Source organism: Microbacterium sp. CCNWLW41, from assembly GCF_037083505.1.
Map to the genome: position 1 here is coordinate 1 of NZ_JBAOJP010000012.1, position 22,913 is coordinate 22,913.

The 22,913-nt window shown below is 69.4% G+C and carries 21 protein-coding genes and 3 tRNA genes; 13 read left to right on the forward strand and 11 right to left on the reverse strand.

Annotation, left to right across the window (positions count from 1 at the left end; genetic code table 11):
• Window positions 1-192 precede the first annotated feature (192 nt).
• The 7 genes from V6R91_RS31405 to hpt form a co-directional block, all read right to left on the reverse strand.
• Window positions 193-744, reverse strand: coding sequence for a DUF3180 domain-containing protein (locus V6R91_RS31405; RefSeq protein ID WP_084344907.1), 552 nt, complete (start codon window positions 742-744; stop codon window positions 193-195).
• A complete protein-coding gene (gene folK, locus V6R91_RS31410) occupies window positions 741-1,280 on the reverse strand; it encodes a 2-amino-4-hydroxy-6-hydroxymethyldihydropteridine diphosphokinase (RefSeq protein WP_442928207.1) in 540 nt (179 codons plus the stop codon). Before folK ends, V6R91_RS31405 begins: the two co-directional genes overlap by 4 nt.
• Window positions 1,277-1,648 carry a dihydroneopterin aldolase gene (gene folB, locus V6R91_RS31415; RefSeq protein ID WP_336398628.1) on the reverse strand — a complete coding sequence of 124 codons (372 nt, stop codon included), beginning with the start codon at window positions 1,646-1,648 and terminating at the stop codon, window positions 1,277-1,279. The genes folK and folB overlap by 4 nt, the downstream gene beginning before the upstream one ends.
• Window positions 1,649-1,736: 88 nt before the next feature.
• Entirely contained in the window at window positions 1,737-2,528 is a 792-nt protein-coding gene (folP, locus tag V6R91_RS31420) for a dihydropteroate synthase (protein ID WP_336398629.1), read from the reverse strand.
• The gene (gene folE / locus V6R91_RS31425) at window positions 2,525-3,148 is read right to left on the reverse strand and encodes a GTP cyclohydrolase I (protein ID WP_336398630.1); all 624 of its coding nucleotides are present in this window, start codon (window positions 3,146-3,148) and stop codon (window positions 2,525-2,527) included. The genes folP and folE overlap by 4 nt, the downstream gene beginning before the upstream one ends.
• A gap of 2 nt (window positions 3,149-3,150) precedes the next feature.
• The gene (gene ftsH, locus V6R91_RS31430; protein ID WP_336398631.1) at window positions 3,151-5,160 is read right to left on the reverse strand and encodes an ATP-dependent zinc metalloprotease FtsH; all 2,010 of its coding nucleotides are present in this window, start codon (window positions 5,158-5,160) and stop codon (window positions 3,151-3,153) included.
• 112 nt (window positions 5,161-5,272) lie between these two features.
• The gene (hpt, locus tag V6R91_RS31435; RefSeq protein WP_067250451.1) at window positions 5,273-5,824 is read right to left on the reverse strand and encodes a hypoxanthine phosphoribosyltransferase; all 552 of its coding nucleotides are present in this window, start codon (window positions 5,822-5,824) and stop codon (window positions 5,273-5,275) included.
• A 158-nt stretch (window positions 5,825-5,982) separates the two neighbouring features.
• Between hpt and V6R91_RS31440 the strand changes: the two genes are divergently transcribed.
• Window positions 5,983-6,603, forward strand: coding sequence for a DUF937 domain-containing protein (locus V6R91_RS31440; protein ID WP_336398632.1), 621 nt, complete (start codon window positions 5,983-5,985; stop codon window positions 6,601-6,603).
• Between the two features lie 246 nt (window positions 6,604-6,849).
• On the opposite strand, the gene tilS is transcribed toward V6R91_RS31440, so the two are convergent.
• Window positions 6,850-7,857, reverse strand: coding sequence for a tRNA lysidine(34) synthetase TilS (gene tilS / locus V6R91_RS31445; RefSeq protein WP_442928209.1), 1,008 nt, complete (start codon window positions 7,855-7,857; stop codon window positions 6,850-6,852).
• Window positions 7,858-7,972: 115 nt separating this feature from the next.
• On the opposite strand from tilS, the gene ppa reads away from it, so the two are divergent.
• Complete coding sequence (gene ppa, locus V6R91_RS31450) at window positions 7,973-8,464, forward strand: inorganic diphosphatase (protein WP_067244122.1); 492 nt, start codon at window positions 7,973-7,975, stop codon at window positions 8,462-8,464.
• An 82-nt stretch (window positions 8,465-8,546) separates the two neighbouring features.
• Here the strand turns inward: ppa and V6R91_RS31455 are convergent, their stop codons facing one another.
• Complete coding sequence (locus tag V6R91_RS31455; RefSeq protein ID WP_271060138.1) at window positions 8,547-9,992, reverse strand: peptidoglycan DD-metalloendopeptidase family protein; 1,446 nt, start codon at window positions 9,990-9,992, stop codon at window positions 8,547-8,549.
• A 254-nt stretch (window positions 9,993-10,246) separates the two neighbouring features.
• Here V6R91_RS31455 and V6R91_RS31460 point away from each other — a divergent pair.
• The 3 genes from V6R91_RS31460 (at window position 10,247) to V6R91_RS31470 (ending at window position 10,559) form a co-directional block, all read left to right on the forward strand.
• Window positions 10,247-10,319: transfer RNA gene (locus V6R91_RS31460), tRNA-Glu, on the forward strand.
• Window positions 10,320-10,345: 26 nt separating this feature from the next.
• A tRNA-Asp gene (locus tag V6R91_RS31465) sits at window positions 10,346-10,419 on the forward strand.
• Window positions 10,420-10,486: 67 nt separating this feature from the next.
• Window positions 10,487-10,559 (forward strand) — tRNA-Phe (locus V6R91_RS31470).
• Window positions 10,560-11,274: 715 nt separating this feature from the next.
• Here the strand turns inward: V6R91_RS31470 and V6R91_RS31475 are convergent.
• Window positions 11,275-12,444, reverse strand: a complete 1,170-nt coding sequence (locus V6R91_RS31475; protein WP_336398634.1) for a site-specific DNA-methyltransferase — start codon at window positions 12,442-12,444, stop codon at window positions 11,275-11,277.
• 338 nt (window positions 12,445-12,782) lie between these two features.
• On the opposite strand from V6R91_RS31475, the gene V6R91_RS31480 reads away from it, so the two are divergent.
• Window positions 12,783-14,144: a DNA adenine methylase gene (locus V6R91_RS31480; protein WP_336398635.1), complete on the forward strand. Its 1,362-nt coding sequence runs from the start codon at window positions 12,783-12,785 to the stop codon at window positions 14,142-14,144.
• Here the strand turns inward: V6R91_RS31480 and V6R91_RS31485 are convergent.
• Window positions 14,141-15,061, reverse strand: a complete 921-nt coding sequence (locus V6R91_RS31485) for a phospholipase D family protein (RefSeq protein WP_336398636.1) — start codon at window positions 15,059-15,061, stop codon at window positions 14,141-14,143. The two genes, V6R91_RS31480 and V6R91_RS31485, sit on opposite strands and share 4 nt — an antisense overlap.
• 791 nt (window positions 15,062-15,852) lie before the next feature.
• On the opposite strand from V6R91_RS31485, the gene V6R91_RS31490 reads away from it, so the two are divergent.
• The 7 genes from V6R91_RS31490 to V6R91_RS31520 are packed head-to-tail and all read left to right on the forward strand — an operon-like array spanning window position 15,853 to window position 22,913.
• On the forward strand, window positions 15,853-16,848 hold the full coding sequence (locus tag V6R91_RS31490) for an amidohydrolase family protein (protein WP_336398637.1): 996 nt from the start codon (window positions 15,853-15,855) through the stop codon (window positions 16,846-16,848).
• A gap of 49 nt (window positions 16,849-16,897) precedes the next feature.
• Window positions 16,898-17,911, forward strand: coding sequence for an ABC transporter substrate-binding protein (locus V6R91_RS31495; RefSeq protein ID WP_336398638.1), 1,014 nt, complete (start codon window positions 16,898-16,900; stop codon window positions 17,909-17,911).
• Window positions 17,912-17,929: 18 nt separating this feature from the next.
• Window positions 17,930-18,700 (forward strand): ABC transporter ATP-binding protein, encoded by a 771-nt coding sequence (locus tag V6R91_RS31500; RefSeq protein ID WP_336398639.1) that lies wholly within the window; start codon window positions 17,930-17,932, stop codon window positions 18,698-18,700.
• On the forward strand, window positions 18,697-19,533 hold the full coding sequence (locus V6R91_RS31505; RefSeq protein ID WP_336398640.1) for an ABC transporter permease: 837 nt from the start codon (window positions 18,697-18,699) through the stop codon (window positions 19,531-19,533). The genes V6R91_RS31500 and V6R91_RS31505 overlap by 4 nt, the downstream gene beginning before the upstream one ends.
• Window positions 19,503-20,588: an Ldh family oxidoreductase gene (locus V6R91_RS31510; RefSeq protein ID WP_336398641.1), complete on the forward strand. Its 1,086-nt coding sequence runs from the start codon at window positions 19,503-19,505 to the stop codon at window positions 20,586-20,588. The genes V6R91_RS31505 and V6R91_RS31510 overlap by 31 nt, the downstream gene beginning before the upstream one ends.
• Complete coding sequence (locus V6R91_RS31515) at window positions 20,585-21,313, forward strand: SDR family NAD(P)-dependent oxidoreductase (protein ID WP_336398642.1); 729 nt, start codon at window positions 20,585-20,587, stop codon at window positions 21,311-21,313. The genes V6R91_RS31510 and V6R91_RS31515 overlap by 4 nt, the downstream gene beginning before the upstream one ends.
• Complete coding sequence (locus tag V6R91_RS31520; RefSeq protein ID WP_336398643.1) at window positions 21,306-22,913, forward strand: FAD-dependent monooxygenase; 1,608 nt, start codon at window positions 21,306-21,308, stop codon at window positions 22,911-22,913. The genes V6R91_RS31515 and V6R91_RS31520 overlap by 8 nt, the downstream gene beginning before the upstream one ends.

Here is a 22,913-nt window from a genome sequence, read left to right on the forward strand (position 1 = left end):
GCCCTCGCCGCAGAGGACGCCGCAGCGGCGAAGGCCGCGGCGCAGGCCGTCGTGGGGGGGGGCCGGGGCGGGGCGCCGCCCCCCGATGCGGGGGCGCGGGACGGCGCGGCGGGGGCGGGCGATGCGGGAGCCGGCGGTGCGGGCGCCGGAGCCGGCGGAGGCGCGACCGGCAGGGTCGGCGGCGTCAGGCCGTCACCGTCCTGCGACGGGTGCGGATCCGGGGTGTTCGTCATCGTCTTCCTCCATCCCGGCTCCCCGGGGGGAGGCGGGGTCGTGCGGCCCAGAGTCGGTGGGGAGCGTGCAGAAGTGCTCCGCGATCAGCGCCGCGACCACGAGCACGATCGCGCCCCCGGCCGTGGCGATGACAGCCGTGATCGAGCCTACCGGCGGAGGCACCGGCCGCGTGAGGAGGTAGGCGGCCAGCCCGGCCGCGAAGCCCGCGACCGCCGCCCCGAGCAGGCTCGACGCCCGCGCGAGCATCGCGATCCGGAACGCGCGGAACGGGTCCACCCGTGCCGCGCGCACGCCGGTGTCCGCCGCGGCGATCTGCGCCCGGGTGCTGCGTCGGATCGGCCAGGCCACGACGAGCACGCCGATCCCGAGCAGGACGAGCAGGATCGGCAGCCCCACCGCGGGGGTGAACGTCGCCCTGCCGGCCGTCGTCAGGGCGTGGTCCACGAGGAAGCCGACCGCTCCCCCGGCGAGGGCGACGATCAGCAGGACGACGACCGAGGTGCGCTTCATCCGGCGCCCCCGGCGCTCCGCAGCGCGGCGGCGAGGTCGGCGACGCGACCGCGGCCGGGAAGGACCGCGTCCGGGTCGACGTCGAGCCACGGCTCGAGCACGAACAGGCGCTCCGCGGCCCGCGGATGCGGCACCTGCAGCCGCTCGTCGTCGCTGCGGAGGTCTCCGTACGCGATGAGATCCAGATCCAGGGTGCGGTCGCCCCACCGCTCGGTCCGGACGCGCCCGTGCTGCTCCTCGATCGCGTGCAGCATGCCCAGGAGCACGGACGGTCCGAGGCGGGTCGTGACCAGGGCGACGGCGTTCACGTATCCCGGGGCGTTCGGGTCCGGGCCGTCCGGGCGGAGCGCCACCGTCTCGAACGGCGCGGACACCGTGACGTCCTGCACCAGCGGGAGGCGGCGGATCGCCGCGACGGCGTCGTCGATCGTGGCCGCGCGGTCCCCGAGGTTGGACCCCAGCGCGACAACCGCGCGCACCGGCTCCCGCGAGGGGCGCGGGTCCGGTGCGGGCATCGGCGGGAAGCGGCGGGTCATTCCGGCCTCCCCCGGGTGATCGTCACGGCCACGTCCTGGAAGCTCAGCGGGATCGGGGCGTGCGGCTTGTGGACGGTGACCTGCGCGCTGCGGACCCGCGGGTCCGCGAGCGCGACGTTCGCGATGCGGGCGGCGAGGGTCTCGATGAGATCCACCGGCTCCCCCGCCACGACGGCCGCGACCCGTTCGGCGAGCTCTCCGTAGTGCACGGTGTCGGCGACGTCGTCGGATGCGGCGGCCTCCCGCAGGGACAGCCTCAGGCGCAGGTCGATGGTGAACTCCTGGCCGTCCGCGCGCTCGTGGTCGTACACGCCGTGACGGCCGAACACCGTCAGACCGGTGAGCACGATCTCGTCGAGGGGTTCCATGCTCCCAGCCTACGGCGACGGATCCGCGCGGCGCGGGGTTCGCGCCGTCAGCGAACGGAGGAGCGGGGCGGCGAGGGAGCGTTCGGACTCAGCCGTCCCAGGCGGCGACGACGGCCAGCGCGTCCCGGGTGGCGGCGACATCGTGCACCCGCACGGCCCATGCGCCCGCACGCGCGGCCAGCGCGCTGGTGACCGCGGTCGCGAGGTCCCGACGCGCCTCGTCGGCGTCATCGCCCAGCGCCGAGGCGAGGAAACGCTTCCGGGACGTCCCGACGAGGACCCGCGCGCCGAGAGCGACCACGTCGGAGAGGTCCCGCAGCAGCTCCCAGTTCTGCTCGCCGGTCTTCGCGAAGCCGACGCCGGGGTCGACGATCACGCGCGAGGGGGCGATCCCCGCCGCCGCGGCGGCCTCGATCCGGCCCCGCAGCTCGGCGGCGACCTCGCGCCCCACGCGTCCGTACTCCGCCCGGGCGTACATGTCCGACGACGGCCCGCGCCAGTGCCCGAGCGCGATGTCCGCGCCGGTCTCCGCCACCGCGACGAGCATGTCCGGGTCGGCGAGCCCGCCGGAGACGTCGTTGACGATCCGCGCCCCGGCCGCCACCGCGGCGACCGCGGTGGTCGCGTTGAGCGTGTCGACGCTGACGGCGATCCCGTCGGCCGCGAGGCGTTCGATCACCGGCAGCACCCGGCGCTGCTCCTCGGCGGGATCCACGCGCTCGGAACCGGGCCGCGTCGATTCCCCGCCGACGTCGAGCACGGCGGCCCCCTGCGCACGCAGCAGCCGTCCGCGCGCCAGCGCCGCGTCGGGATCCAGGTAGCGCCCGCCGTCGCTGAACGAGTCGGGGGTGACGTTGACGATGCCCCAGATCGCGGTCATCGCGTGTCCCCGGCGGGACCGACCGTACCCGCCCCCGTCGACGGGCCCATGAGCGCTATGAGCTCGGCGCGCGCCACCGCGTCGGCGTACGCCCCGCGGGCCGCGATGGTCAGGGTGGACGCCTCGGGCTGCTTGCCGCCGCGCATCGTGACGCAGCCGTGCGAGGCGTCCAGCACGACGAGCACCCCGCGCGCGTCGAGGTGCGCCGCGATCGTGTCGGCGATCTGCTCACCCAGCCGCTCCTGCACCTGCGGGCGGGACGCGAGGACCTCGACCACCTTCACCAGGGCGCCGAGGCCCACCACCTGCTCGCCCGGGAGGTACGCGATGTGCGCGTGCCCGGCGAAGGGAAGCAGATGGTGCTCGCACACCGAGCGGAACCGGATGTCGCGCAGCAGCACGGCGCCGGACGGCACGGTCTCCGGCGCCGGTCCGTGCGACACGCTGATCGTGTGGGCCAGCGGCGCCCCCGGGTCCTCGCCGACACCCGCGAAGAACTCCGCGTACAGATCCGCCATCCGTGCGGGCGTCTGCTTCAGTCCCGGACGCTCCGGATCCTCCCCGATCGCCTCCAGCAGTTCGCGGGTGAGGGCGGCGACGCGCTCCCGGTCGACGGACACGGTCAGGCCGTCGCGGGGCGGGCGTGCCCTCCGCCGGCGGTGCCGGGCTTGCGCTCGGACGCGGACGACGGGGAGGCCTCGGTCGACGCCGCCGCGCCCGCCTCGACGCCGCGGACCGGCATCTCGATCGGCGGGAGCAGGGACACCGGGCGGTCCTCGCTGCTCAGCCACTGGGGCCGCTCGGGGAGCTTCTTCACGTCCTGGAAGATCTCCGCGATCTGGTTGTGGTCGAGCGTCTCCTTCTCGAGCAGCTCACGGGCGAGCCGGTCCAGGACGTCGCGGTTGGCGCTCAGCACCTCGTAGGCCTCGTTGTGGGCCTGCTCGATGAGCGCACGCACCTGGGCGTCCACCGTCTCGGCGATCGACTCGGAGTAGTCGCGTCCGCGGTTCATGTCGCGGGCGACGAACATCTCCCCGGAGCCGGAACCCAGCTTCACCGGGCCGACCTGCGTGGTCATGCCGTACTCGGTGACCATCTTGCGGGCGATGTCGGTCGCCTTCTCGATGTCGTTCGAGGCCCCGGTCGTCGGGTCGTGGAACACGATCTCCTCGGCCACGCGGCCGCCCATGGCGTACGTGAGCTGGTCCTGGAGCTCGTTGCGGGTCACCGAGAACTTGTCGTCCACGGGCAGCACCATCGTGTAGCCGAGGGCCTTCCCGCGCGGGAGGATCGTGATCTTGGTCACCGGGTCGGAGTAGTTCATCGCCGCCGCCGCGAGCGCGTGGCCGCCCTCGTGGTACGCCGTGATGAGCTTCTCCTTGTCCTTCATCACGCGGGTGCGCCGCTGCGGGCCGGCGATGACACGGTCGATCGCCTCGTCGAGGGCGCGGTTGTCGATGAGCTGCGCGTTGGAGCGGGCCGTGAGCAGCGCCGCCTCGTTCAGCACGTTCGCGAGGTCGGCTCCGGTGAAGCCCGGGGTCTTGCGGGCGACGACCTCGAGGTCGACGCCGTTCGCCAGCGGCTTGCCCTTCGCGTGCACCTCGAGGATCCGCTGGCGGCCCTTGAGGTCGGGGGCGTCCACGCCGATCTGGCGGTCGAAGCGGCCGGGACGCAGCAGCGCCGGGTCGAGGATGTCGGGGCGGTTCGTCGCCGCGATCACGATGACGTTCGCGTTCGGGTCGAAGCCGTCCATCTCGACGAGCATCTGGTTGAGCGTCTGCTCGCGCTCGTCGTTGCCGCCGCCGAGGCCGGCGCCGCGGTGCCGGCCGACCGCGTCGATCTCGTCGATGAAGATGATCGCCGGGGAGTTCTCCTTGGCCTGGGTGAACAGGTCACGCACGCGCGAGGCGCCGACGCCGACGAACATCTCGACGAAGTCGGATCCCGAGATCGAGTAGAAGGGGGCGCCGGCCTCTCCGGCCACGGCGCGGGCGAGCAGCGTCTTTCCGGTTCCGGGAGGGCCGTACAGCAGCACGCCCTTCGGGATCCGGGCGCCGATCGCCTGGAACTTGGCCGGATCCTGCAGGAACTCCTTGATCTCGTGCAGCTCCTCGATCGCCTCGTCGGCCCCGGCGACGTCGGCGAAGGTGACCGTCGGGGTCTCCTTGCTCACGAGCTTCGCCCGGGACTTGCCGAACTGCATGATCTTGCCGCCGCCGCCCTGGGCCGAGGAGAGCAGCCACCAGAACAGGAGGCCGAGCAGCAGCATCGGCAGCAGCAGCGACAGGAACCCGTCGAACCACGTCGGCTGCGGGACGGCGTCGTTGAAGCCGTCCTTCGGGTCGGCGCTGTTGACCGCGTCGATGACCTCGCCGGCGCGCTCGGACACGTAGTAGAACTGGACGGACTCGGCGCCCTCGAAGGGCTTGGAGAGCTTCATGTCGACGCGCTGGTCCCCGTCGGTCATCACGACCTCGGTGACCGTGCCCTTGCCGAGCAGCTCCAGCCCCTCCTTGGTGCTGACCTGCTTGGCGGCGCCGAGGCTCGAGATCAGCATGAATCCGCCGATCAGCAGCACGCCGATCAGCACCACGTAGATCAGCGGATTGCGGGTGAGCTTCTTCACGTCCATGATCCGTTCAGCGTATCGCGGCGCGGCTTTGCCATCGCTGGGGATTCGCCCACGGCGTACGGGGTGCGGCGATGCCGCGGAGCACGGCGCGCGGGGCCAGGGGCGCGGTGCGTCAGGAGTAGACGTGCGGGGCGAGCACCGCGACGTCGCGCAGGTTGCGGTAGCGCTCGGCGTAGTCCAGGCCGTAGCCGACGACGAACTCGTTCGGGATGTCGAAGCCGACGTACTTGCAGTCGATGTGGACCTTGGCCGCATCGGGCTTGCGCAGCAGCGCCAGCACCTCCAGGGACTCCGCCCCGCGGGACTCGAAGTTCTCCAGCAGCCAGCTCAGCGTGAGGCCGGAGTCGATGACGTCCTCCACGATGAGCACGTGGCGCCCGTGCAGGTCCGTGTCGAGGTCCTTGCGGATCTGCACCACGCCGCTGGACTTCGTGCTCGCGCCGTAGCTGGAGACCGCCATCCAGTCCATCGGGGCGTGGAACGGCAGCTCCCGCGCGAAGTCGGCCATGACCATCACCGCGCCCTTCAGCACGCCCACGAGCAGGAGGTCCTTGCCCTCGTAGTCCGCGGCCACGAGCTGCGCCAGCTCGGCGAGCTTCTCGCGGATCTGCTCCTCGGTGACGAGGATCTCGGATAGGTCGTCCTGGATGTCCGCAGCGCGCATGGATCGATTTTATGCGACGGGCTGCGCCGCCCTCGGACATACCGGGATCACGACAAGGGATCTCGTCACGGCCTCGGTTTCCGCACTACGGTGAGCACAGAGACGGGCGGTCGCCTGTCTTCCGGAAGACTCCGGATGACCCGGGGGAAGGGAAGAACATGGACCTCGACGAGATCCTCAAGCAGGTGCCGATCGACGACATCGCCGAGAAGTTCGGCGTGAGCCAGGACGTGGCCCGCCAGGCGGTCAAGGAGGGCAGCGCCGTCCTCGTGGGCGGCCTGGCCAAGAACGCCGAGACCAGCGAGGGGTCCGCTGCGATCGAGGCCGCGCTCAGCAAGCACGGCGGGTTCTCCGGCGCAGCGAAGGTCGACGACGTCGACCAGACCGACGGCGAGAAGATCGTGAACCACGTGTTCGGCGACAGCAAGAAGCAGGTCGCGGAGACCCTCACCAACGAGCCGAAGACCGCGGGGATCGACTTCGGCAAGCTCCTGCCGATCCTCGCGCCCATCGTGATGGGTCTGATCGCCAACGCGGGCAAGGGCAAGGCGCCGGCCGGCGGCGCCGCGGCCGAGGGCGCCTCGACGGGCGGCGGCATCGGCGACGTGCTCGGGGGGCTCCTCGGCGGCGGTTCCGGGTCTTCCGGCTCTGGCGGCGGCGGGCTCGGCGACATCCTCGGCGGCCTCGGCGGGATGCTCGGCGGGGGGTCGTCGGGCGGCTCCGGCGGCGGCATCGACATCGGGGGCCTCCTCGGCGGCCTCTTCGGCGGCAAGAAGTAGCCTCACCCCCCGATCGTTGAGCGAGCGCAGCGAGACGAAACACGCCTAGTCTCTCCGGTCGTTGAGCGTGCGGAGCGAGACGAAACGCGCCCACCCCCGACGCCGGGTCACCGCGTTTCGTCTCGTCGCTGCGCTCCTCGCTCAACGACCGACACCACTCCGCCCCACCGGTCGTTGAGCGAGCGGAGCGAGACGAAACGCGCCCACCCCCACCGGTCGTTGAGCGAGCGCAGCGAGACGAAACGGTCAGGCGCGGGCAGCGAACACGATCCGCCCGCCGACGCGGGCCGCGGTGCAGGCGGGCAGGTCGATCGGCCCCTGACCCGACCACTCGGTCACCAGCCGGGCCACTTCGAGGGTCTGCCGGCGGGTGAGCGCGACGCCGAACTCGCTGTCGACGACCAGCCGGATGATGCGGTTGCGCAGCGCCGCCGGGTTGGCGGCGAGCGCGGCGGCGCTCACGGAGATCCCTGCTTCGGCGTGCTCGACGATGTCCTCGATCGTCTCGTGGATCATCTCGTCGAACGCCTCGGCGTCCTCCCGCAGCTGCTCCGCGGTCCGCGCGAGCGCCTCGGCGATCCCCGGCCCCAGCTCCTCCTCCATCACGGGAAGGACGCGCTCACGCGCCCGGACGCGGGAGAACCGCGGGTCCGCGTTCTGGGGGTCCTCCCACGGGGAGAGGCTCTCCGCGGAACAGGCGGCGCGGGTCGTCTCCCGCCGGACCCCGAGCAGCGGACGGAGCCATCGCACGCCGTCCTCGTCGGTGCGCACGGGCGCCATGCCCTGGAGGCTCGCGGCGCCGGATCCCCGCGCCAGGCCCAGCAGCACGGTCTCTGCCTGGTCGTCGAGCGTGTGCCCGAGCAGCACCGCGGCGCCCTCCCTCGACGCCGCCGCACGCAGCGCGGCATACCTCGCCGTGCGCGCCGCCGCCTCCGGCCCGTCTCCGTCGGCGGCGACCGTCACCCGCTCGACGTGCGCCTCCAACCCGAGCGCCGTGGCCGCCGCGGCTGCCTGTCGTGCGGCGTCGGCCGATCCGTCCTGGAGCCCGTGGTCGACGGTGACGCTCAGCGTCCGGACACCGCGGCGACGTGCTTCGAACGCGGTGGCCGCGGCGAGAGCCAAGGAGTCCGCGCCGCCGGAGAGGGCGACCACCACCGCGGAGGGCTCGGGGTCGAGGGCTGCCAGGGCCGTCCGCACGGCGAGGCGGATCTCGGCGACGGCGGGGGCGAGGGGGCGGTCGGGCACGACTCCGATCGTAGTTCTCGAGAAGCGCCTGTCGAGAAGGGCGCGAGAAGGAGGCGAGAAGAACCCGAGAGGCACGCGAGTAGGCTTGTCGCGGCATCCAACCGTCTTATCAAGGAGCACACGTATGGGCGCACACGACGCCGTCATCGAGATCCCGCGCGGCAGCCGCGTGAAGTACGAGGTCGACCACGAGACCGGGCGAGTCCACCTCGACCGCGTCCTGTACACGACCTTCGGCTACCCGGCCGACTACGGATACTTCGACAACACGCTGGGCGAGGACGGCGATCCGCTCGACGTGCTCGTGCTGCTGGATCACGCGATCTTCCCGGGCGTCGTGGTGAACGTGCGTCCCGTCGCGGTGCTCAAGATGAGCGACGAGGCCGGCGGCGACGACAAGCTCGTCGCGGTGCTCTCGAAGGACCCGCGCTGGGCGCACATCCAGGACATCGGCGACCTCCCCGAGTACACGAAGAAGGAGATCGAGCACTTCTTCGAGCACTACAAGGACCTGGAGCCCAACAAGTGGGTCAAGGTCGACGCGTGGGGCGACGCGGCCGAGGCGCAGCGCATCCTCGACGAGGCGATCGAGCGTTTCGGCGCCGAGGGGCACTGACCCGCGGATCCCGCAGACGCAGAAGACCCCCGGTCCGCTTCGGCGGCCGGGGTCTTCCCGTCGGTGGACGCGGCGTCCGGGCTCAGCCCATGTAGACGCCGCGCTCCTCCATGAAGTAGATCGGGTTGATCGCGTCGCCCCACTGGTACACCTCGAAGTGGAGGTGGCAGCCGAAGGACCCGCCGGTGTTCCCGGCGTAGGCGATGACCTGGCCGGCCGACACCCACTGCCCGCCGCTGACCGCGAAGCCGCCGTCGACGATGTGCGCGTAGCCGGTGGCGATGCCGTCGCCGTGGTCGATCTTGATGTAGTTGCCGTAACCGCCGTTCCAGAACGCGCCCTCGACCCAGCCGTCGTGCGCGGCGTAGATGGGCGCGCCGCAGCCGTTGGCGAGGTCGACCCCGCGGTGGAAGCTCGACGAGCAGCCCCAGGCGTCGCAGTCGGGGATGCGGGGACCGTATCCGGAGGACTGGAACCCGCCGTGCGGGCGCACCCAGCCGTTGCCGGGGCCGACGCCTCCGCCGCCTCCCCCGCCGCCGCCGTCTCCGGACGGGGCAGGAGGCGGCGGGTTGTTGGCCTGCTCCTCCTCGCGGCGCCGGCGGTCCTCTTCCTCACGCTGGCGGCGCTCCTCCTCTTCACGACGGCGCCGCTCCTCCTCCTGGCGGCGGCGCTCCTCCTCGCCCTTCTGGTAGTCGGCGAGGGTCTTGGAGGTGGTGTCCTTGAGCGCGGCGAGCTGGGCCTCGAGCTGGATCATGTGATCCTGCTGGTCCTTCAGCGCGGCGGCAGCGGCGTCGGCCGCGGCCTGCGCCTTGCGCATCTTGTCTTCCGCGATCTTCTGCAGGCGGTCGCGCTCGTCCCGGGCGGCGGAGGCCTGGTCGCTGAGGCTCTGGGCGGAGTTGCGGGCGGCGACGGCCTTGTCGTAGACGGCCTGGTTGCGCGTGAGCAGACGATCCATCTGCCCGAGCTTCTGCAGCAGCTCGTCTGCGCTCGCTGCGGATCCGGCGAAGAACAGCTCCAGCGAGGTGTTGTCACCGCCGTTGCGGTACAGCTGGGCTGCGACCTTCCCGGCCTCGCGGGCGGTCTCGGTGGCCAGCTGCTCCTGCGCGTCGGCCTGCGTCTGGAGGTCCCGCGCACGCTGAGCCGCGTCGAAGAAGGCCTGCTGCGCCTCGTAGAACTCGTTGCCCGCGGCCTCCGCGGCCGCCTTGGTCTCCGCGACGCGCTGCGTGAGCGCCGCGATGAGGCCCTGGATCCGCTCGATCTCGGCGGCCTTCGCGGCCTCGTTGTTCATGGCGTTCTGGACGTCGTCCCACGAGGGGTAGTCCTGGGCCCAGGCCGCGGACGCGCTGCCGAACCCGGCGCCGATGGCTCCGATGGTGGCGATGCCGAGTGCACCGATCCCCAGGGCGCTGCGCCGGGAGACGCGCAGGGAAGAGGGCCAGAAGGCACTCTTCTCGGCGGCCGTGGGGGCACAGCCGCAGGCGACGTCGTCGACGTTCGGGTCGCTGACGACGTTCTTCGGGTCGCTCACACGGCCTCCTTTCGCCGTTTTCACAGAAGTCACAGTAACAACATCCATCACATTCGCAACAGGTGTCGAGGGGGCGGAGTGAGGATGTCGGGCGCGGCGTGCGTGCCGACCCGGAGCCCGGTGGACCCACGCCGTCGCTGGCCATCCTCCCCTGGACACGCCCGGGATCCGGGCCGACGCGCCCTCGATTCGCGTTTTGGCGGACGAGTCGTTTATGCTTGAGCGTCGGCAAGTGAGCCCTCGGGATCGCCTGCGGCCCCATCGTTTAGCGGCCTAGGACGCCGCCCTTTCACGGCGGTAGCACGGGTTCGAATCCCGTTGGGGTCACTCATCCGATACAATTTCATAGTTCTGGCCCTGTAGCGCAGTTGGTTAGCGTGCCGCCCTGTCACGGCGGAGGTCGCGGGTTCAAGTCCCGTCAGGGTCGCTCCGAGCGATGAGCCTTCTTTCGAGGAGGCTCTTCGTCTAGGACGCGACAGGTTCGCCGGTCGCGCGGCTCTGTAGCTCAGTTGGTAGAGCGTTCGACTGAAAATCGAAAGGTCACCGGATCGATGCCGGTCGGAGCCACAAGGGTGATCGTTACAATCACCCCAGGAACCCTCGCGTAGCTTCTACATCGCGGGGGTTTCGCTTTGTCCGGCCCCCCGGTCGTTGAGCGAGGAGCGCAGCGACGAGACGAACGCCCCCGCCCACGGGCGCCACGCCCGTCCTGGTCGTTGAGCGAGCGAAGCGAGACGAAACGCGCGCATCCCACGGGCGCCGCGCCCTCTGGTCGTTGAGCGAGCGAAGCGAGACGAAACGCCCCCCACCCCACGGGCGCCGCACGCTCGCGGACCAAGCTCAACAGACGTTTGGACTCCTCGGCTCGGGGCGAGCGAGCTCCGGCCAGATTATGACGGCCATCGACGTCGTTGTCGAAATCAGGAGACCCTCGAAGAACGCCGGCAGCCGGAATCGGATCAGCACGACGAGTGGGTCACCTAAGAGCCAGTTGCAGGTGTCGTCGCAAAGGCATACTGATTGTCAATAGCTCGGGGTTTGCCACACCCGGGTGCACGCGAGAGACCTTTCCCAAGCCACCTCAAATGCCATTGCCTTCTGATGATGCCCCCGCATCGGGCCCTGCCCATCGGCTTGATGAGGTGGTTCTCGCGGCGGCCGAGAAGTCCCCCACTCGCCACGTCGACGCCTTCGCCGCACCGACGACCCGCTTGCGCCAGCCGGACCAGCTGCCGACGCCCGGGAGCCCAGCCACTCGCGCGCTTCCTGGCGTCACGGCAGGCTATCCAACTCGTGTCAGACCAATACCACGCGACGGGTTCTCGGCAAACGCTGCTTTTAGCCTCGGGACGACAAATCGCTCGATCACGTCGGCGCTGCGCTCGACTCCCACCCAGGGACGCTGCAGTCGATGAGCGGCGATTGCGGTCGTGCCCGATCCAAGATAGTAATCAAGAACAAGATCACCCGGATCCGTAGCGATCTCGATGATTCGCTGTAGGAGCCTGACCGGCTTAGGAGTATCAAAGGCTGCAATCGCTGGGAACTCCCTAAGCAGCGCCTTCTTAGCACCCGAAGTGTCGCCGACATCAGCAGCCCCCCAGATCGTGAACGGTGCCAGTCCGGTTGACTCACTCTGATAGCGCTTCAAGCGAGGCTTGCCATCGCCCCCTCGAGGCCAATAGACCCGGCCGTCCGCAACGAGCTGCGCTAGTCGCGCCGCAGTGTAGGTCCAGCAACGGCCGGCCGGAGGATCATGCCGCACCCCGGTTGGAGTGACCACGGTGTAGAACTGGCTCGGCGTTGCGTGCCCCGCTTGTACAGTCATCGGTACCGAACGCCAGGGGCCGCGAGGATCGTTATCTGGGTTCATGAACGCACCATCGTCGAGGAGCCCGTTACGAACCCGTTTCCATGCCTTCGGCCCTGCAGGAGCGTACACATGAATGTAGTCGTGCATCGAGCTAAAGGCTTTCCGATTGTCGCGCGTCAACCGCTTTTGCCAGATAATCGTGCCCACGAACGCCCGCCGGCCAAATACCTCGTCCAAAACCACGCGAGCTCGATGTTGCTCTGAGTCGTCGAGGTGGACCCAGACACTTGCATCGCTTGCCAAGAGTGGCAGCAAGCCCTCAAGGTGAGCCTTCAGGTCACCTAGCCACGCGTCCGAGTCTCGGCGGTCGTCGTAGTAGGCGAAGCGCTCCCCCGTGTTATAGGGCGGATCAATGTAGCACAACTTTATGCCCGCGATCGTTTGGGGCAGGATATGCGGCAACGTGGGGAGCGCCTGCAACGCGTCTCCCTCAACGATCAACCCATCGAGCAATTCCCCCCACAGCATCCGAGGAGCTTCAACGTGGCTCGCCGGGAGCAGCGACACCAGTCGGCCACCGGCGGCGCCAGACTCGGCTGTCCCACCCCGCTCGACGAGGCTTGTGGTCTCAAGTGTCACTTGGAATCCAATCTTTCTTGTTTTATACTACATGAAACAAGACTTAGTAAAAGGTATCGGATGAGTCTGGAGCACGTGAGCGCCGCGCTGTTCGGTCGCAGCTGCAGGCTGCCTGTCGCCCTCTGGGTCCTCAGCAGAGGCACCGAACGCTTCTACCAGTCAGAGCCACCGGCTAGCCTCGGCCCACACACCGCAATACGCCAAGAACTCACACGCCTTGCTCGCGCTGGCCTGATCACCGAGGAGCGCCTCCCGGGGGACCATCGGGTCTACTACCGCCGCACGACCAGCCCTCTGTGGCGCGTCTTCGTTGCAGCCGCCGACGCACTTGACTTGGAGTGAAGTTCGACATTCCCTCAGGCTATGCGTGGGCACCGACATCGTCAGAATCGAAGAAAATGACTAATGAGAGTCCTGGCTTTCGCCCTATCCATTACCTCGGCAACAAGACGCGGTACCTCGAGCCGATCGTTACCACCCTGGTCGAGTTGAGCCGCCCCGGGCAAGCTGTATTGGATCTTTTCGCGGGGAGTGCGGTGGTTTCCCGCGAGCTCGCGCTTCACCGGCCCGTTGTCTCCGCCGATGTCCAGGCATACTCCGCAGCTCTCGCCTCCGCACTCTCAAACCCACGTCGTTACTCAAATTCACTGCGGCGCGACATCAACCGACGCGCACGAGATTGGTTAACTGCCGTCCACCCTCGGGTGTCCGAACTACTCAGTTACGAGTCGCGCGTGTCGGCCAGCGCCATCGACCATGCCGACCGGTTCGCCTCGTTCGTTGAGGAGGCGTCCCTTGCCTCTGCTGGCGCGACCGACCCTCAGCTTGCGCATGCGAAAGCTGCTGCATACCCCCACCTCATCGATGCAGGTGCGACGCTTACCCGATACTACGGCGGAGCGTACTTCGCATACGAACAGTCCCTTGAGCTCGACGCATTGATCTTCGCGACAGGCCATGGCCCGTCCACCCCGGCGGAGGCAACGCTCCTCGCCTCGATCCTCGGAACCGCGAGCGACATCGTCTCGACTGTTGGCAGCCACTTCGCACAGCCGTCCCGGCTCCGCGACAGATCCGGCACCCCCAAACTCGGCGCCATAGCCCAGGTAATCCGCGCCAGACAACGGTCCGCACTTGACACATTCGAGCTCTGGCTAGAGCGTTACGCAAATCTCACTCCTGCTCCTCATGTGTGCACGACGATCACCGGTGATTTCCGAGCCGTACTCGACGCCCTCGACGACTCGATAAGTGCTATCTACGCCGACCCTCCGTATACGCGCGATCACTACAGTCGCTTCTACCACGTGCTCGAGACCATCACATTGGCGGATGATCCAGGGGTCACTCTGTCGCCAGGCAGCGGATCTCCCTCGCGCGGGCTGTACCGGTCAGACCGCCACCAGTCGCCGTTCAGTATCCGCAGCAGAGTCACGGACGCCTTTGACACACTCTTCTCCTCAGCGCGCAAACGTGGCATTCCGCTTGTCCTGTCATACTCGCCGCAGGGCGGCGGCACACCCTCACGTCCGGAAACACGACTTATGACTGTCGATCGCCTCGTCCGACAAGCTGAAAGTCACTTCCGTCACGTCAAAGTTCGCGAGATCGAGGATTCGTCCCATAGCCGCTTCAACCGAGCGGAACTGCATGGCACGTTGCCGGCGGAGGCTGAGGTGCTTGTGATCGCCCGCCCTTAGAGCGCTGGCAGCTCCGCCTTCCATAGAGGGGCGTCCTGCCAGACCGCACGCAATTCATCCACCGTCGCCCGAACACGACGCTTCTCCCGCGCCGGACCACTCCAGCGCACCTCCAGGAATCGACTTGCTTCGGCATAACCGTTGTCGCCGGGCAGCAACAGAGAGTAGATAAACTGCCCCGTCTCCAGTCTCACAAACACGCCGATTGGTGCACCATGTTTCGGGTACGGGATTCCGGCCGCGGCAGCGAGCTCAAACCTATAGTTGCTGCTCGATACCTCGACGCTTGGACGACTCTCGATCTCGCCGAGCACCCCCTGGCCCGATACGCTTTGAAGGACGATCCGTCGCTGCGAACCACGCTTTGCGCCAAAGAACCCCTCGTAGTTCGCAAGGTCGAAGTTCGCTTGTTTCCAGCGACCACCCGACGCCGGAATCTCAGCAACAAGAACCTCGTTTGTGCCACCCGCAGCCTGGGGCACCTCGGTGGACCTCGGCGCGGCTCGACGACGGATACTCCGCTCGTCTCCGTCATTGGCAGCGACACGCGCAACGACACGCGCGTCCGAAAGCGGAAGCAGAGCCGCGGCGTGTTGCGTAACGAATTGCTGAATCTCCGTCATCGTTTTCGTCGCGTCGTCGCCAACCAGTCTCTCGACAGCCATCGCTTCCCAGTTCGACAGAAGTCCGCCCATGGTCAGATTGCCTGAGCCGACGATAAGACTCAGATGGTCCTTGTGCTCGAACCATGCAAGCTTAGGATGGAATAGCGACGACACTGGGCTCACGAACGCTCGAATATGAAGCCTCGGACGGACCGTCTCCAGGGCAGATAGCTTCGCAATTGCGGCCGTGTTTGTAATCGAATCGGTACCGATAATCAATTGAAAGTCAGAGTCACGGAGCATCTCCTCCATCACGGAGTCCTCAAGTAGCGTCTGCACTCCTGAAGCATTCGCCCAGGCGAAGATACCTCCGCCTCGGATCGCCCCCATCGACTCGATCAGTAGATGCTCAAGGAGGTTTCCGCCAGGGGCTCCTGGGATCTGAAAGTGCAGCAACGCTCACGCCTCTCCAATTGACAACCAGTTACCAGACAAGGTACAGGTGCGCACGGCACCCATGCTTCAGCGGCCGTTGCGGGCACGCCTCGAGCAGTCAGGTCGAGTCTGTGCTGGGTCTGCGCCGGCGACCTTGCTGTAATACCACTCGCCCGAGCCAACGGTGTGAACTTCCCAAAACTGCGCGACAAACGGCGGTCAATAGGATTCCGCTCCGCGCGCCTCCAACTGACGGTCACCTGTCACCGGATCGATGCCGACCGGAGGCACACTGGGATCATCAAGATCACCGTTGCAGCCCCGCGTGGCTTCTACTTCGCCGGGGGGGAGTCGTCCCCTCCATGACGAGAAGGCGGTTCTGGGCCGCTTCCGCAGATTGCTCCGTCCATCCATGTAACGGGGCAACTCTCGGTCATTGAGCGAGAGAAGCGCGACAAGGGCGGCGCCTTGCATGCTCGCACCGCCTCCGTCTCCGCCTCTGCGGCGAGCGCGAAGCGTCTCCATCGGCGGCAGGTTGTCTCGATCCCGGAGCGCCTCGGCTTGCGGCGCCGGGATCCCACGGGTCCACCGCGTACCCGGCTGTTTGACATTTGATCAAATATCGCACTACGCTGAGGCAACCGACCCACGGAGTGCGAGGAGGCGCCATGGGAAGCGCTGGAGCTCCGCAGCCCGCGACCGACGTGCACACGCACCTCGCACCGCTCCTGGACGCGGCGGCGCAGCGGGAGTCCGGGGTGGCGACGGATGACGACGGGCGCCTCGTCCTCGACGGGCGGGCGATCGGGCCCGACGCGCTGTACTCCCCCGACCGCCTCCTGCGGTACCTCGACGAGCACGCGCTCGACGCCGCCTTCGTCTCGGTCCCGCCGCCCTTCTTCCGCCAGGACCTGCCCGCCGAGCGCACCCAGGAGTGGGTCGAGGCGATCAACGACGGGATCCTCGCCGCCTGCGCCACGGACGACCGCCTGAAGCCGCTGGCCTACCTGCCGTTCGAGAACCCCGCGGCCGCCGCCCGCACCGTCCGCACGCACCTCGCGACCGACGGCTTCGTCGGCTGGGTGGGTGCGGCCGGCGGACGCTCCGTGGCGCTCGACTCCCCCGAGTTCGCCGAGGCCTGGCATCTGCTGGCCGCCGACGGGCGACCCGTCCTGCTGCACCCCGCGGAGTCCCCGGACAAGCGGCTCGCCGCCCACTATCTGCACAACCTGCTCGGCAACCCGGTGGAGACCGGCGTGGCGACCGCCGAGCTCGTCCTCGGCGGCGTGCTTGCCGCCAACCCGCACCTGCGGATCGTGCTGGTGCACTGCGGCGGGGTCGTGCCCTCCGTCGCCGCCCGCTGGCAGCGCGGCCTCGACACCGCCCGCCCCGGACTGGACCCGTCATTGCCGCCCGTCGCGACGATGCTGCACAGCCTCTACACCGACTGCCTCACCCACGACGGCGCGAACGTCGACCTCGCCCGCCACGTCTTCGGCGACGATCGCCTGCTGCTGGGCAGCGACTGGCCGTTCCCGATGGGGCTCGAGGACCCGCGGGAGCCGATCGCCCACCTCGACCCGGCGTTTCAGGACCGGATCGCCCGGATCAACCCGAGCCGCCTCACCTCCGCCCATCACCCCCTCTCGCTCGGCATCCGCTGATCGAGTCCCGCCCTGCGTTCCACCGTTCGAAGATGAAAGGTCAGCAATCATGAGGAAGCCCTTCCGCTCCGCCCTCGTGGCGGGACTCGCCGTTCTCGCCCTGACGGTCGCCGGATGCTCCAGCCAGGCCCCCGCCGCGGCCGACGGCACGGCCGGCACCGACGCCCCCGAGGGGCTGACCCCGGTCACGTACCTCACCTCCTTCAACACCTTCGGCCGCGACGCCTACGCGTACGTGGCGCTTGAGAAGGGCTTCTTCGAGGACGCCGGGTTCGACGTCGAGATCCAGCCGGGATCCGGGACCGTCGACGTGCTCAAGCTCGTCGCCTCCGGGAAGGCCGACTTCGGCGTGGGCGATTTCCAGGCGGCGGCTCTGACCATCGCGAACGAGCAGATCCCCGCACGGATCGTCAGCGCGATCCAGGACAAGTCGCTCGCCGCCATCGCCACCGCGGAGGGCTACGGCATCAGTCAGCCGAAGGACCTGGAGGGCAAGAAGATCGCCGACCAGCCGGGCTCGGTGAACGAGGTGCTCTTCCCCGTCTACGCGGAGGCGGCCGGCATCGACGCGAGCACCGTGACCTTCGTGCCCGCCCAGCCCTCCGCACTGCCGCAGCTCCTGGCGAGCAAGCAGGTCGACGCGATCGGGCAGTTCGTCGTCGCCGACGGCCTGATCCGGGGCGCGACCGGTGAGGCCGGTGTCTTCCTGCCGTTCAGCGACTACCTCGAAGACCTCTACGGCAACGCGCTGTTCGCCTCGAAGAAGCGGGTCGCCGACGATCCCGAGAGCGTCACGCGGTTCAACGAGGCCCTGCACCGAGGCCTGGCGTACGCGATCGAGAACCCCGAGGAGACCGGCGAGATCCTCGCCACGTACCAGCCCACGCAGAAGCCGGACGTCGCCGCGGGCGAGGTCGAGGCGATGACGCCCTACGTCGGCGACCCCACCGGCAACGGCCTGCTCGATCCGGCCCGGGTCGACGCGATCCTCGCGCTGCTGGTCGAGGGCGGGGCGATCACGTCGGAGCCCGACGCGTCCGCCATCGTCGCGCCGGTCGAGTAGGACCGTCGGAGCATCGTGATGATCGACATCGAAGCCGTCGACCAGGAGTTCGTGACTCCGCGGGGCCGCATCCACGCCCTGTCGGACGTGAACGTGGCCATCGACGAGAACGAGTTCGTGACGCTCGTGGGGCGCAGCGGGTGCGGCAAGTCGACCCTGCTGCGGATCATCGCCGGGCTGCAGAAGCCGACCGGCGGCGTGGTCCGCATCGCGGGCGACCCGGTGCTCGCCCCGCGCCGGGAGGTGGCGATGATGTTCCAGCGGCCGGCCCTGCTGCCCTGGCGCACCGTGATGCAGAACATCATGCTCCCCGCGGAGGTGCTCGGCCTGGACCGGAAGCGCGCGAAGGCCCGGGCCCACGAGCTGCTCGCCCTCACCGGCCTCGACCCCTTCGCGGGGAAGCTGCCGCACGAGCTCTCCGGCGGCATGCAGCAGCGCGTGTCGCTGTGCCGGTCGCTGGTGCAGGAGCCGTCGATCCTCCTGATGGACGAGCCGTTCTCCGCCCTGGACGCCCTCACGCGCGAGGAGCTGTCGGTCGAGCTGCAGCGCATCGTCATGGAGCAGAACACGACCATCGTGTTCGTCACGCACTCCATCGAGGAGGCGGTGCTCCTCGCCGACCGCGTGGTCGTGATGAGGCCGCGCCCCGGCCGGATCCGCGAGATCCTCCCCGTGCCGATCCCCCGTCCCCGCTCCCTGGGCGGTTCGGCGCACGCCGACGAGGTCACCCGGGTGAGCGGACGACTGCACGATCTCCTGCACGAGACGCACGAGGAGGTCTCGGCATGACCACCCCGACCCTGCTGAACAAGGCGATCACCGGATCGGTGGACACCGGCCTGCGCCGGGCGCGCCGCACGACCACCCTGCGCGCCGTCCTGCTGCCGCTCGCTGGCCTGCTGCTCGTCGTGCTCGTCTGGTGGCTGTCCGTCATCGGGTTCCGGATCGACAGGTTCCTGCTGCCGTCGCCCGCCGACGTGTGGAACGCGTTCATGGCGAACCCCGGCTTCCTGCTGACGCAGACCTGGGTGACCTTCGTCGAGACGGTTCAGGGGTTCCTCCTCGCCATCGTGATCGGCGTGCCGATCGCCATGGTCATCGCCTCGTCCAAGCTCATCGAGCAGATGATCTACCCGCTGCTGCTGGCGATCAACGCGGCGCCGAAGGTCGCCATCGCGCCGCTGCTGGTCGTGTGGATGGGCTTCGGCCAGGCGCCGAAGGTCGTGATGGTGGTCCTGCTGTGCTTCTTCCCGATCGTCCTGTCCACCACCGCCGGCCTGCGCTCCACGCCGAGCGAGTTCATCGAGCTGGCCAAGTCGCTCAACGCCACGCCGCTGCAGACGTTCGTGAAGTTCCGCGCGCCGTTCGCGCTGGAGCAGATCTTCGTCGGCCTGAAGACCGCGATCTCGCTCGCCGTGATCGGCGCGGTCATCGCCGAGTTCGTCGGCGCCAGCGAGGGCCTGGGCTACCTGATCGTGCAGTCCGGCTCGAACGCGAACACGGCGCTGGCCTTCGTCGCGATCGTGCTGCTCGCGCTGATGAGCATCGTCCTCTTCTACGTCCTCGTCTTCATCGAGCGTCTGCTCATCCCGTGGGCCGAGAGTCAGCGGGCCGCGTCGTGAGCGCCGGCCTCGCCTTCGCCCCGGAGGACCTCATCGCGCGGGCGACGCGGATGCTGGTCGCGGCGGGCGCCGACGAGCGCTCGGCGCACCTCGTCGCCGACGGCCTCGTCGAGGCGGATGCACGCGGTCTGCCGTCGCACGGCCTCCTGCTGCTGCCGATGTATCTCGACCGGATCCGCTCCGGTTCGGTGGACCCCGCCGCCCGCAATCGCATCCTGGCCGACCTCGGCGCGCTGCTCACGGTCGACGCCGGGAACGGTCTCGGCCAGGCGAGCGCGCAGGACGCCATGGATCTCGCGATCGCACGGGCGCGCGAACACGGCATCGCCGCGGTCGCGTGCCGCAACGCCTTCCACTTCGGCGGCGCCTATCGATACGCCGCGATGGCCGCGGACGCCGGGATGATCGGCGTCGCCGCAGCGAACACCCGGCCGCTCATGCCCGCGCCCGGCGGCGCCCGGGCCGTGGTGGGGAACAACCCGATCGCCGTCGCCGTGCCGCGCACGGACCGGGATCCGATCGTCGTCGATCTGGCTCTCTCCGAGGCCGCCATGGGCAAGATCCGCCTGGCCGCGTCGGAGGGACGATCGATCCCCGACACCTGGGCGACGGACGCCGAGGGCCGGCCGACCACGGACCCGGCCGCCGCGATCGCCGGTTTCCTGCTCCCGGCCGGCGGCGCGAAGGGCTTCGCCCTGGCGCTGGTCGTCGACGTTCTCACCGGCGTGCTGTCCGGCGGCGGCTTCGGCGCGGGCGTGCGGGGCTTGTACGCCGACGCGACGATGCCGTACAACTCCAGCACGTTCTTCCTCGCCCTCGACGCCAGCGCGCTCGACCCGGGATTCGCCGATCGGGCCGCGGAGCTCGCCGCGCAGGTGCAGGCGGCTCCGATGACGTCCTCGGAGACGGCGGCGCGGATCCCCGGCGAACGCAGCGCGCAGAACCGCCGCCGTGCGATGCGCGAGGGCATCCGTCTCCCCGGCAGCGTCGTGGAGCAGATCGAACAGTGGGAACAGCAGCTCGGGCTGCGCGGACGAGAAGAGGTCACGAGATGAGAACGCAGTTCGACGCCACCGGCGAGGTGCTGGTCGTCACCGGCGGCACGAGCGGCATCGGCCTGGCGGTGGCCACCGCCTACGCCCGGGCGGGCGGGTCCGCGCACGTGTTCGGCACCCGAGCGGACCCGCAGCTGCCCGACGGCGTCACGGGGCACCGGGTCGACGTCGCCGACCGTGAGGAGGTCTTCGCCGCGGTCGGACGGATCGTCGCGCAGGAGGGCCGCATCGACGGGCTGGTGGCCGGCGCGGCGGTGCAGCCGCGCACTCCCGTCGCCGAGACGGACCCGGCGGAGTGGCAGCGCACGCTCGACGTGAACCTCACCGGCGTCGTCTGGGCGACCCAGGCGGTCCTGCCCACGATGATGGCGGCCCGCCGGGGCACGATCCTCGCGTTCTCGTCCGGGCTCGCGAACGTCGGTCACGCGAACGCCTCCGCGTACGCCGCCACGAAGGGCGCGCTCGTCCCGTGGATCAAGTCGCTCGCGGCGGAGGTGGCCGAGTACCGCATCCGCGCGAACGTCGTGTTCCCCGGCGTGATCGACACGCCCCAGTTCCGGAAGGCGAACCCCGCCGGCGGCGAGCTGGAGCATTGGAAGACCTCGACCGGCGTGGGGTCCGCCGAGGACGTCGTCGGCCCCCTGATGTTCCTGCTCAGCGACGCGGCGAGCATGAGCGGATCCGTCCTCACCCGGGATCGCGCCTTCGGAGTCGAGGATGACTGAGCGCAACACCGCGGACAAGCCCGTCATCATCTCCGGCGGCGGACCCGTCGGGCTCGTCACGGCGCTGGGGCTCGCGCACCACGGCGTCCCCTTCCTCGTGCTGGAGGAGGACTCCGAGCTGTCCCTCGACACGAAGGCCGGCACGATCCTCACCCGCACCCTCGAGGTGCTCGACCGGTACGGCGTCGTCGAGCCGGTGCTGCGCGCCTCGGTGCGCATCGACGAGATCGGCGAGACGGATCGCTCGTCCAACGTGTCGCAGCAGTCCATCCTGACCTCGTACCTCGCCGACGAGACGCGATTCCCCTTCGTGGTGAACATCCCGCAGCACCACCTCGAACCGGTGCTGCGCGACGCGCTCGCGGCGATCGCCCCGGGCTCGCTCCGGATGAACCACCGCCTCACCGGGTTCACGCAGACCGACGACGGCGTCACCGTGCACGTGCAGACGCCCGACGGCCCACAGACGTTCGAGGGCGCGTTCCTGCTCGGCTGCGACGGCGGCCGCTCACTGGTGCGGGAGCTGCTCGGCGCGCGCGTGGACGGGAAGACCCTCGAGGAGCGCTACATGCTCATCGACCTCGAGGCCGACCTCGACATCGCCTCGCCGCGCGACTACCCCTACCTGTCGTACTTCGGCGACAGCGCGGAGTGGATGATTCTGGTGCGGCAGCCGCACTGCTGGCGGTTCCTCTTCCCCCTCAAGCCGGGCGCGCAGGAGCCGTCGGCCGAGGAGCTGCAGCAGAAGGTCCACCGCTTCATCGGCGACGTCGACACGACCGTGATCGGCACCAACATCTACAGCGTGCACCACCGGGTCGCCTCGCAGTGGCAGGACGGGCGCGTCTTCCTGATGGGCGACGCGGCGCACCTGATCACCCCGATGTGGGCGCTGGGCCTGAACACCGGCGTGCTCGACGCGTCGAACCTCCCGTGGCGACTTGCCTGGGTGACGCGCGGCTGGGCGGATCCGGGTCTGCTGGAGGGGTACGCCTCCGAGCAGGCGCCGATCGCACGGGACGGATCGGGAGAGCTCGCGGAGGCCGCCCGCAGGCGGATGGCCCGTGCCGAGGGCGCCGACGACGTCATCTCCTCCGGGAACGGGTGGGCGGCGGCGATGACCCGCACCCTGCTGGGCGTCACCCTCGACGTCGACGGCTCGGGGCGCGGCGGCATTATCCGGACCGGCGAGCCCACGCAGCCCGTGCGGCTCGGCTCCCGCGTGCCGGACCTGCCCCTGTTCGGCGAGAGCGCGCGGCACCATCTGCACGAGCTGTGTCGCGACGCGTTCCTCGCGCTCTACTTCACCGACGCCCGTCGCCGCCCGCTCATCCCGGTCGACGACGACACCCCCGGGCTGAGGCACTTCGTCGTCAGCCGCTGGGACGCCCCCGAGAACACCGGGCTGCGCCCGCACGCGCTCTTCGACCCGGGCGATGCCGTGGCCCGCCGATTCGGCGTGCCGGACGACACGCTCGTGCTCGTCCGCCCCGACGGCCACGTCGCGGCCATCGAGCCGTGGGACCCCCGTGACCCGCTGCGCAGCCGCGCTGCCATCGACGCGTACCGCGCGATCGTACGACCCTCGCAGAAGGAGTAG

Excerpts from the sequence above, each read along its gene's own strand:
- V6R91_RS31405 (WP_084344907.1), bottom strand. The coding sequence starts at position 744 with ATGAAGCGCACCTCGGTCGTCGTCCTGCTGATCGTCGCCCTCGCCGGG.
- folK (WP_442928207.1), bottom strand. The coding sequence starts at position 1,280 with ATGACCCGCCGCTTCCCGCCGATGCCCGCACCGGACCCGCGCCCCTCG.
- folB (WP_336398628.1), bottom strand. The coding sequence starts at position 1,648 with ATGGAACCCCTCGACGAGATCGTGCTCACCGGTCTGACGGTGTTCGGC.
- folP (WP_336398629.1), bottom strand. The coding sequence starts at position 2,528 with ATGACCGCGATCTGGGGCATCGTCAACGTCACCCCCGACTCGTTCAGC.
- ftsH (WP_336398631.1), bottom strand. The coding sequence starts at position 5,160 with ATGGACGTGAAGAAGCTCACCCGCAATCCGCTGATCTACGTGGTGCTG.
- hpt (WP_067250451.1), bottom strand. The coding sequence starts at position 5,824 with ATGCGCGCTGCGGACATCCAGGACGACCTATCCGAGATCCTCGTCACC.
- V6R91_RS31440 (WP_336398632.1), top strand. The coding sequence starts at position 5,983 with ATGGACCTCGACGAGATCCTCAAGCAGGTGCCGATCGACGACATCGCC.
- ppa (WP_067244122.1), top strand. The coding sequence starts at position 7,973 with ATGGGCGCACACGACGCCGTCATCGAGATCCCGCGCGGCAGCCGCGTG.
- V6R91_RS31485 (WP_336398636.1), bottom strand. The coding sequence starts at position 15,061 with ATGGAGGAGATGCTCCGTGACTCTGACTTTCAATTGATTATCGGTACC.
- V6R91_RS31490 (WP_336398637.1), top strand. The coding sequence starts at position 15,853 with ATGGGAAGCGCTGGAGCTCCGCAGCCCGCGACCGACGTGCACACGCAC.
- V6R91_RS31495 (WP_336398638.1), top strand. The coding sequence starts at position 16,898 with ATGAGGAAGCCCTTCCGCTCCGCCCTCGTGGCGGGACTCGCCGTTCTC.
- V6R91_RS31500 (WP_336398639.1), top strand. The coding sequence starts at position 17,930 with ATGATCGACATCGAAGCCGTCGACCAGGAGTTCGTGACTCCGCGGGGC.
- V6R91_RS31505 (WP_336398640.1), top strand. The coding sequence starts at position 18,697 with ATGACCACCCCGACCCTGCTGAACAAGGCGATCACCGGATCGGTGGAC.
- V6R91_RS31515 (WP_336398642.1), top strand. The coding sequence starts at position 20,585 with ATGAGAACGCAGTTCGACGCCACCGGCGAGGTGCTGGTCGTCACCGGC.
- V6R91_RS31520 (WP_336398643.1), top strand. The coding sequence starts at position 21,306 with ATGACTGAGCGCAACACCGCGGACAAGCCCGTCATCATCTCCGGCGGC.